This is a genomic window from Psychrobacter piechaudii (genome assembly GCF_900162825.1).
Taxonomy (GTDB): Bacteria; Pseudomonadota; Gammaproteobacteria; order Pseudomonadales; family Moraxellaceae; genus Psychrobacter; species Psychrobacter piechaudii.
Genome location: NZ_FUGE01000153.1, coordinates 1 through 9322 on the forward strand (window position 1 = coordinate 1; position 9322 = coordinate 9322).

Consider the following 9322-nt stretch of genomic DNA (forward strand, 5'->3'; position numbering starts at 1 on the left):
CACATGGCATGATAGAGATATCAATGCTGCTAAGAACATCCTTGCGGTCGGGCTTGACCGTCTAGCTGTAGGAATCCCCTCGGTTTAGCGAGGGGAGGAAGTCAATAACAATAATTAGTAGGGTCTTTTTCTTGAGTAACGCTCTGCTGCTCAGCAAAAAAGGCGTCAACAATGTTTTGCTTGGCAGTTGCCCAATAGTCAAACTGAGCACAAGTGGCCTCTAAGCCACCTTGCCACTGCGGTATCTCGCTGCGCATGGCTTGCAGACGTTGCTGGTTAGGAGTAGGCAGCTGAGCCGCGGTTTCAATCGCCTGTAGGGCAGCTTCTCGATCGTTACACACCAACGCCATGTCACAGCCGGCAGTTATTGCAGCTGTCACTCGAGCACCAATATCACCGGCGGTATGAGCGGCTTTCATCGATAAATCGTCAGAGAACAACACGCCTTGGAAGCCTAATTGTTGACGGGCGATGTCTTGTAGCCAAATTTTAGAGAAGCCTGCAGGCTTATTGTCCACCTGACTGAAAATCACATGGGCGGGCATAACTGCGTCTAGCCAAGGCTGACACTGAATGAAGGGTTGTAGATCGGTCTGCTTAATTTGTTGAAAACTCCGCTCATCGATGGCATCGGCCACATGCGAATCTGGAGCGATAGAGCCATGACCTGGGAAGTGCTTGCCTGTGGTGGCCATGCCTGCTGCTTTCATACCTTGCATAAACTGCGTAGAGAGCGCCACAATGGCTTGGGTATTGGCATGAAAGCTTCTATCTCCAATGACTTGGCTGACCCCATTTATATCGAGTACAGGGGCGAAGCTAACATCGATACCGACAGCCATTACCTCAGTGGCCATTAAGTAGCCACAATCATAGGCCAGCGCTAAAGCGCGGCAAGGATCGGTATCAAACAAATCACCCAACTTTCCCATCGCTGGTAAGGGTGTAAATCCTTTACGCAATCTGGCCACGCGGCCGCCTTCTTGATCAACCCCAATGAGAATCTGTGGTTTTAGTTGATGAATCTCATCACAAAGTTGGCGTACTTGCTCGGGGGTGTCAACGTTACGGGCAAATAAAATGATGCCACCAACCTCTGCACGACTTAATACCGAGCGATCTTCTTCAGTAAGCTCAGTACCGGCTACATCAATCATTAAAGGTCCGTACATAAAGGTTCCCCTTGAAATTTATTACACTAAAAATGAATGAGGTATTATTACAGTAAATGTTAGGAATACCAATACCTAAGCTCTCTGTGCTTTTCTTTATTATTGGTAATTCACGGCCAAGCCATTAAAATAATTTTCGTCTGAATGTAAAATTAGGTAAGAATGCTTATACAGTTTTAGACAGTCAAGGACTGATTGTTGTGCTAATATCAGGTCATTATGTCCATATCAAAAATAATGAGCGAGAATAGTTTATGAGATTTCAACCAACACAGCTGGTGTTAAGTGCCGCCGCTATTGGGGTAGCCGGAATAGTTTTTTCGCAAAGCTATACCACGGCAATGGCATCGGACAAGGCTGCTTTTGTTGCCACTCCAGAACAAAAATTGACGACAAGACAAGTGGCGGCTTTATTAGATAGAGCTCACTACTCTAATAAACGTTTTGATTCAGAAATGGGTATGCAAGTATTACAGATGTACTTTGATCGCTTAGACCCAAATCATACTTTATTTTTACAGTCTGATATTGATGAATTGACCAAAAAATATGGTGCTTCTTTTGCGGATAGACTAAAGCAAGGGGATTTAACCGCCACCCAAAATATCTTCAATCGTTATATTCAGCGTTCAAATGAATACTATAATTTTGCAGATAAGTTCTTAAGTAAAGAGATTGATCTCAACCGTAATGACTCGGTGATATTAGATAGAGAGAAAGAGCCTAGATTTACTACGGCTAGCGAACAGCAAAAATACTGGGAGCGTCAACTTACGCTGCAAATTATTAACTTAACATTAGGGCAGGAAGAAGATAAAGCCCGCGATGAGTTGTATACCAAACATCCAGAATTGACCAAAGGCAATGACTTAATCTTAGGTGAAGATAGAAACCCTAGAGAAGTGTTATTAAACCGCTTACATCGTCAGCAAGAGCAGTTAGATCGGATTAAAAGCGATGAGATTATGGAGTCTGTATTAAATACGGCCATGCTCACCTACGATCCTCACAGTAATTACTATGCTCCTGTGCAATCCGTAGAGATGCAAGTACAGTCTAACCTGCAGTTAGAAGGCATCGGCGTAACCATTCGCCCTTACCGTAAAAACCCTGACTATACTCAAATAGTGACTCTAGTAGAAGGGGGTCCAGCGGCTAAATCTGGCCAAGTACAGCCCAATGACTTAATCATGGCTGTGGCCAAAGATGGAGAAAACCTTCAAGATGTGGTGGGCTGGTCGACTCGTGAGGTAGTGGCATTAATTCGAGGCAAGCGTGGTACTGATGTCACTGTAAAAGTGAAGCAGCCCAATAGCCCAGATGCCGCTGCTCGTACCATTGTATTGACTCGTGATGTTATCGAGCAAGAAGATGCCGGGGTTACCCACCGCATTGTGACTGTTAAGCCTGAGGGCAGCAATCAAGAGAAACGCATTGGGGTGTTAGAGATTCCGAGCTTCTACTTAAACTATCAAGCCCGCCGCAGTGGCCAAGACTACCGAAGCGTTAGCATCGATACTCAAAATGAGCTGAAGAAGCTTAATGAGAAAAATATTGATGGCTTAGTGGTTGACCTACGCAATAACCCAGGCGGCTCGCTAGATGAAGTTGCGAAAATGCTTGGGCTGTTTATCAAAGAAGGTCCTTTGGTTCAAATCCGAGATAACCGAGGTAATGTCCAAGTTTATCAAGATGAAGATGGCGGTAAGCAGCTGTATTCTGGAGACATGGTAGTGATTACCAATATGGCTTCAGCCTCTGCCTCTGAGATTTTTGCCGCCGCCATTCAAGACTACGGCCGTGGTTTGGTAGTGGGCAGTACCACTACTGGTAAAGGCTCGGCACAGATTCAATTAGATAGCTTAGCACTGGGCTCTGCCACTTTAACTCAGCGTAAGTTCTACCGCGTCACAGGGGGCAGTACCCAAAATAAAGGGGTCGTTCCTGACATTCCTTTAATTAACATCTATGAGGGCGCAGAGTTTAGTGAGCGTGATCAGAAAAACGCCATGGCTTGGGATACCATTAAGACTTCTCCTTATAAGCCAGAAGGTAAGTTTACCAGTAATACCTTAGCGACCCTTAATCAGCAATCTAAGATTCGTCAAACCACCAACCCGCAATTTGTGTATTTAGACACCTTAAATAAAGTGCGTAATATGGAGGACGATAAAAAAGCGGTGAAACTTAATATTAATGAGCGCCGTGCTCGTCAAAAACAAATTGAGCAAAAAACTTTAGATGCTGAAAATGCACGCCGTAAAGCTACGGGCCTTAAGCCTTATGATAGTTGGACACAGTATCAGGCTGCTGTGGAGTCAATGTTTGAAGAGCGCAGTCGTTTGAAGAATGATGAACGTCCTAAACTGCCAGAGGATGAGATTTATGTCATTGAAGCCGCGAAAATTATGTTAGAGGCCAATAAGCTACAAAGATTTCAGCAGTTAGAAGATTCTAAGTAGCTTTAACGGAGCTTTTAAAAACGGAACTTTTAAAGTTTCAAGCAAGTTAGCTATTGACTTATATTTTTGAAAACCTTTATACCTTAAGGGGTGTAAAGGTTTTTTTGAACCATTTTTTGGACCGAAAGTAGGGAAGCGGACTAATAAAACGGCTGTGTAAGCATATGCTTACACCACATGACGCTTTGGCGACTTACATGAGAACTCTAAATTTGAGATTATAGCTTCACGGCATCAAGGATGATGACTCAAAGGATTGAGTGCTTTATTTGGTTGGTCTAAGGTTATAACCTAGGTTGTAAGCCCCAAAACGACAAATAAAGATACCGGGTTAAGGAAGATAGGCTGTTACAAGAATTTGAAGGTTTTGAATTCGATAATAGCCACCTATGAACTTTTTAGCGAGTACTTTGATTAATAGTTATTATAGTTAAAGTACTTTAGTTAAACAGTATCTAGGCTGATACGGAGTCATAGGGTTAGTAAGGAGACACACCCTTTTATTTTAGTATTACAGGATGTGATACTTAAGATCAAAGGGAAAGGTAAGTTAGAGCAGGATGCTCGCTATAGTTGACTATTCTAGGATGGGGTAGAAGACGATAAGGTGTCAGGATGACTACAGTAAAAGCCGCATAACGTGAGTGATGCGGCTTTATTGTTTTGGTTACTCTTTTTCAAGCTAGATAAATTGATTGCTCGATAAAGTCATTAAACATCGTGCTTAGTCCGCCACTCGCGCACTTGTTGTTCCACTTTATCTTTGGTATGTCCGTAACGTTCTTGGATTTTGCCTACCAACCTATCAAAGCTGCCTTCTGCATGCGTTAAATCATCATCGGTAAGATCAGCCCACTCTTGTTTTATTTTACCTTTTAGCTGGTTCCACTCACCTTTAAAAGTATCCTTATTCATGGCTCTATTCCTTTTTTTATAGTTTAAAAAATTATTGGTTTTTATGTCACGATATGAACTTAGTTGGTTATTAACCAAGTCTTCAGCAAATTAAGTTTTAACTGTTTTATTTGAACAGCTATTTCTAATAACCATATATTTTAAATAGCTATTAATGCTAAAGACCTATAACCAATAAATAGTATGCCCTTTATCTGAATAAGCTGTGTAGCAACTCTTAGAGGATATCAGAGTGTTTATGTTGTCATTGTTATTGAAGTCTAACCATATTAACTGTCTAATAAACACAGTGATTATCTAACCGTAATGATTGTAAGTTATTAGCAGGGGTCTCAATGAATTCGGGGGATCTGTAGCTTTTAAAGTCTAGCCCTTGTTGAAAGCTTGAAGGCTCATGAATAATATTTGTAAGCATATGCTTACACGCACTGACGCCTATTACGTCTTACATTGGCTTCGTTAATTTGAGAACATAGCTTTACTGAATCAAGGATGATGAATCAAGATAAAGAGGTTAACTCTTTTATCAGGATGTATAGTAAGGACACACACTTTGGCTAAGCATTCATAGGATGTGAAGTTTGGTTTAGAGTGATAAGTACACCAAGAGCAGGAAGCTCATGTTATTATCTATTCTAGGATGGAGTAGAAAATAATAGACTGTCAGGATGACAATAACAAAGCCGCATAATAAACGTTATGCGGCTTTGTTGTCTCTGGCTGTTAAGCAATAAATAGCTTTGTAAGCATATGCTTACAGCCACAGACGCTATTACCACTTACATTGGGTGAGGTAATTTGAGATTATAGCTGTACGGCATTAAGGATGATGACTCAAAGGATTGAGTGGTTTAGTTGGTTACAATGATGACTTCCGTTGTAAGGATAAGCTGCTATTAGATTAGCAAGTATGAGCAACATATCTAGGATGGTATAGAGCCATATTGAAGTAGGGATGCACGACTGGGCTGTAAGAATTACAGTTACAGGGGTTAAAAAAAGAGCAGGATGCTCGCTAATATTAACTATTCAGGGATGGGGTAGTTAGTATTATAGTCAGGATGACACAAAGCGAAAGCCACATAACGAAAGTTATGCGGCTTTGTTCTTTTAGCAAACATTGAAGTTAATAAGCCTTGAATGCTTTTAAAACTTTAATACTTTCAAGAGTGGCTAAGCGGCTAAGTCGTCTATTTATAATGAGTCGGCAAAGTCGCTTCAATAATCAATCCTGAGACGCCATCTTGACGGTTATAAGCTACAAGTTCCCCTTGATGCACCAGGATAATGGCATGAGCAATGGCCAATCCTAAGCCATAACCATTATATTTCTTTTGAGGGGTCTGAGAGGGGCCGCCTTGTTGTTTCACCTGAGGTGGGTTTAAGCGCTCTCTAGAGGCGCTTAATCTGACAAAGGGTTGAAAAATACGCTCTAAGTCCGCTTCCGCCACCCCGCTGCCTTCATCAATAACTTGTATCCTTATATAAGGCGTCTGATGCTCTGGATGAATAAAAGTGTCTAGGCTGACCTTGACGCTAGATCCCGCTGCGGTGTGGGTAAAGGCATTACGAATAATGTTTTCAAAAGCACTGTGTAACTGTTGCGGGTCTCCCCTTAGCTTGTAGCTATCTTTAGCTGCAGAGTTTTGCGATTTTGCGGGCTTTCCTTTATTCAGAAGCAGCCACTGCCAATCAACCGCCTTATCCTGAAACTCAAAGCAGACATCTTGCTTAATCTCATCAATAAGGGCATATAAATCAATTTCTTGATAAGCCTCTATATCCAAAGTATTTTGGCGCATTTGCAGGGATTGAATTTGTATGATGTGCTCAATAAGCTCGTTCATACGTAGCGATTCTTTCTCAATGCGATCTAGATAGTGCCCGGCTTCAGGGGCGAAGTCACGGGTAAGCTCTGTAGCCACATCTAGTCTGGCTAAGGGAGAGCGCAGTTCATGAGAGATATCACTAAGCATTTGTTTACGAGCCAGCTCACTATTGGCCAAGCGGGTAGACAGCTTGGAGACATCTTTTGCTAACAGACCCAGCTCGTCATTGCCTAAGTTTTTTAGCTCCTCTCCTGCGGTAAATCGGCCTTCACTCATTAGATGCACCGCTTTTTGTACCCGCTGAATACGGCCCGTTAAAGCTCGGCTTAACCAATAACAGACTAAGATGCTAAACAGTAAAATCAGCGATACTCTAATTAAAGTGTGATCTTTACGTAGGGACATCAGGTCGCGTAACAGCAGTCTAGGTTGTAGCTGTACGATATAGGTTTTTCCACTGCTAGAGATTACGGTGGTATCTTCTAATTCTGGATAGTTAGCAATGTCAGCACTGACTTGTTGCCAAGGTTGTTCACTGAAAGTTGAAAAGAAGCGTGAATATTGCTGTTCTGAATAGGGATACTGCTGAGATTCAGTCTCATTGGTGCGTGGTGCAGCATGTTGAAACTCAGAGCGGGTCGCAGGTCTATAGGGACCTCCACGGTTGGATTCAGAGCGAGAACGTCCAAACTTAGGGAGGACTTGCTCACCTTGGTCATCCACAATACGCATTTGTGATAATAACCATCGATTTTCACGATATAACTGCTTGACCATCTGCAAGTCATCATTGGTTAAGGCGGCGATAGTCTCCTGGCGGGCGATGAGTAAGCGCGCCACTTGCATCTGCATTCTATTATTGAGCTCTTTTGCATTAATCCAACGCTCGATACCCACTGATAAGGCTGAAGTCAGCAGTAAAATAGCCAACATGCTAAGAAATAGCCGCCAGAATAAGTTAAGGGGCTGATGGAATCGATGTCGACGCGCTTTTTTTGCCGCAGTTTTATTCATAAAAGTAATACTCTATAACATCAGCTAGCACTATAAGACCAGCTGATAGCCTTTGCCGCGAACGGCCTTGATGGGGTCTTCATGGAAAGGCTGTAATTTTTTTCGCAGCCGAGAGACATGAACATCTAAGCTACGATCAAGAGGCTGTAGTTCGCGTTGCAACACAGTTTGTGATAGCCATTCTTTGCTCGCCACATTGCCTTGCTGCTGTAGTAAGGCGACCAGTAAATCAAATTCGGTACCAGTAACTTGCAGATTTTCACCATCTACCTTACAAATTCGGTGTACTTGATCCAGCTCTAACCGCTCATGTGTTAGCGGAGTAAAATCGGAGCTTTGAGCCGTAGTGCGTTTAATAACGGCATTAATACGGGCCAATAGCTCACGAGGGTTACAAGGTTTGGCGATATAATCATCTGCCCCCAGCTCTAAACCAATAATGCGATCAATCTCATCGCCTTTTGCGGTCAGCATAATCACAGGCGTTTGGGTTAAGGTGGGCAGTTGGCATAGCACACTTAGCCCATCAATTTTGGGCATCATAATATCGAGCACAATTAAGTCATAAGTATGCATTTTAACTTTTTCTAAAACCTGCTCACCATCATAGACACAGTCACACTTAATCCCATGGTTGGTCAGATATTCTGACAATAAGTCTGATAATTCCGTGTCGTCATCGCCTAATAAAATATGTGTCATGAACAAGTCCTAAAAATTAAATAATTAATGGCCCCAAACGTAGAACTTTTGCCCATCAGTTTAAATAAAATCTTTGCAAATGATAAGGGTTAAGAATACTAACTAGGGCTGTGGCCACAAGCAAGTAAAGAAGTAGGCAAGCGTAGCAATTGTTACCTTTCTTAAATTTTCATCAAATTAAGTTACGTGCAACTGTTCTATCATAAGGCCATCAAGGAAAAGGCTACGCAAATAAAGGGTTGGGTATTGATAACTAAACCAGCTGCAAGCTCTGTTCCAGAAATCCAAATTAACAAATGACATTTAATTAGCCATTTAATCAGTAATGACATACATAAAGGGTAACTATTATGAAAAAATTAGTATTAAGTTCTGTACTAGCGGTATCGGGTAGCTTGGCAATGGTAGGCTGTACGCAGGCCAGTGCAGTATCGGAATTTCAAACCACCCCAACCACTAAGATGCAGCACGCTAAGCAAGGCCAACATCATAAAGGCGGCCAACATATGGGCAAACGTGGTGGTGGTTATGAGAAACTTAATTTGACTGATGAGCAAAAAGCTCAAATGAAAGCTTTGAGAGAGGCCCAGAAACAAAAGCACCAGGCCAATCGTCAACAACATAAAGCTCAAATGCAGCAGATGCATGCTCAGACTCAAGCTTTAATAAATAGCCCTACTTTAAATACTGCCAGCTTGAATAACTTAGCAGAGCAACAAGCTGCTTTTTCAAAGCAAAGATTTATTGAACGCGTTCAAACTCAGCATGCCATGGCGCAAATTCTGACTGATGAGCAAAAAGCTCAGTTAGAGAAAATGCGTGAAGAAAGAAAGGCTAAGTTTAAAAGCAAAATGGCCAAAAGAGCCGATAACGCTAAGGCCTCTGCTCAGTAATTAAAGTATTAAAATCAAAGCCTATCTCTAAAAAAGACAATCTTTAAACACTGTCTCTAAAAAAAGCGATCCTAGAATCGCTCTTTTTATCACCAGTCGCCGTAAAACCACCCACTTCAGGGGGTGGATATAAGGCGACACACACTGTCGTAAGAAGTCGTTAAAGGGTTGTAAGCTAAAATTAATCTTGCCATACTGAATATATGAAAACACTCAAGCTACGCATTAAAGACAAGCACATAAAAGAGCTGAATCGTCTAAGCGGTTCGGTAAACTTCGTGTGGAACTATGTCAATGCGTTAAGTTTTGAGCATCTAAAACGTACCGGTAAGTTT

General features: G+C 42.0%; 6 protein-coding genes and 2 pseudogenes. 4 read left to right on the forward strand and 4 right to left on the reverse strand.

The annotated features are described in order from the left end of the window. A pseudogene (locus tag A1019T_RS13680) lies at positions 1-88 on the forward strand (RNA-guided endonuclease TnpB family protein); the annotation flags it as partial. A gap of 13 nt (positions 89-101) precedes the next feature. Here the strand turns inward: A1019T_RS13680 and nagZ are convergent. After that, on the reverse strand, positions 102-1172 hold the full coding sequence (gene nagZ / locus A1019T_RS08645) for a beta-N-acetylhexosaminidase (RefSeq protein WP_077451297.1): 1071 nt from the start codon (positions 1170-1172) through the stop codon (positions 102-104). Positions 1173-1426: 254 nt separating this feature from the next. Here nagZ and A1019T_RS08650 point away from each other — a divergent pair, with 254 nt between their 5' ends. Further along, positions 1427-3634: a carboxy terminal-processing peptidase gene (locus A1019T_RS08650; RefSeq protein ID WP_077451298.1), complete on the forward strand. Its 2208-nt coding sequence runs from the start codon at positions 1427-1429 to the stop codon at positions 3632-3634. Between the two features lie 711 nt (positions 3635-4345). Here A1019T_RS08650 and A1019T_RS08655 read toward each other — a convergent pair. The 3 genes from A1019T_RS08655 to A1019T_RS08665 form a co-directional block, all read right to left on the reverse strand. Continuing rightward, positions 4346-4549, reverse strand: a complete 204-nt coding sequence (locus A1019T_RS08655; RefSeq protein WP_077451299.1) for a CsbD family protein — start codon at positions 4547-4549, stop codon at positions 4346-4348. Between the two features lie 1190 nt (positions 4550-5739). Next, positions 5740-7392 carry a sensor histidine kinase gene (locus A1019T_RS08660; RefSeq protein WP_077451300.1) on the reverse strand — a complete coding sequence of 551 codons (1653 nt, stop codon included), beginning with the start codon at positions 7390-7392 and terminating at the stop codon, positions 5740-5742. A gap of 30 nt (positions 7393-7422) precedes the next feature. Then, complete coding sequence (locus A1019T_RS08665; protein WP_077451301.1) at positions 7423-8094, reverse strand: response regulator transcription factor; 672 nt, start codon at positions 8092-8094, stop codon at positions 7423-7425. Positions 8095-8444: 350 nt separating this feature from the next. On the opposite strand from A1019T_RS08665, the gene A1019T_RS08670 reads away from it, so the two are divergent. Continuing rightward, positions 8445-8987, forward strand: coding sequence for a Spy/CpxP family protein refolding chaperone (locus A1019T_RS08670; RefSeq protein WP_077451302.1), 543 nt, complete (start codon positions 8445-8447; stop codon positions 8985-8987). A 203-nt stretch (positions 8988-9190) separates the two neighbouring features. Further along, positions 9191-9322 (forward strand): annotated as a pseudogene (locus A1019T_RS13685) (RNA-guided endonuclease InsQ/TnpB family protein); the annotation flags it as partial.

Excerpts from the sequence above, each read along its gene's own strand:
- A1019T_RS08650 (WP_077451298.1), top strand. The coding sequence starts at position 1,427 with ATGAGATTTCAACCAACACAGCTGGTGTTAAGTGCCGCCGCTATTGGG.
- A1019T_RS08665 (WP_077451301.1), bottom strand. The coding sequence starts at position 8,094 with ATGACACATATTTTATTAGGCGATGACGACACGGAATTATCAGACTTA.
- A1019T_RS08660 (WP_077451300.1), bottom strand. The coding sequence starts at position 7,392 with ATGAATAAAACTGCGGCAAAAAAAGCGCGTCGACATCGATTCCATCAG.
- A1019T_RS08670 (WP_077451302.1), top strand. The coding sequence starts at position 8,445 with ATGAAAAAATTAGTATTAAGTTCTGTACTAGCGGTATCGGGTAGCTTG.
- A1019T_RS08655 (WP_077451299.1), bottom strand. The coding sequence starts at position 4,549 with ATGAATAAGGATACTTTTAAAGGTGAGTGGAACCAGCTAAAAGGTAAA.
- nagZ (WP_077451297.1), bottom strand. The coding sequence starts at position 1,172 with ATGTACGGACCTTTAATGATTGATGTAGCCGGTACTGAGCTTACTGAA.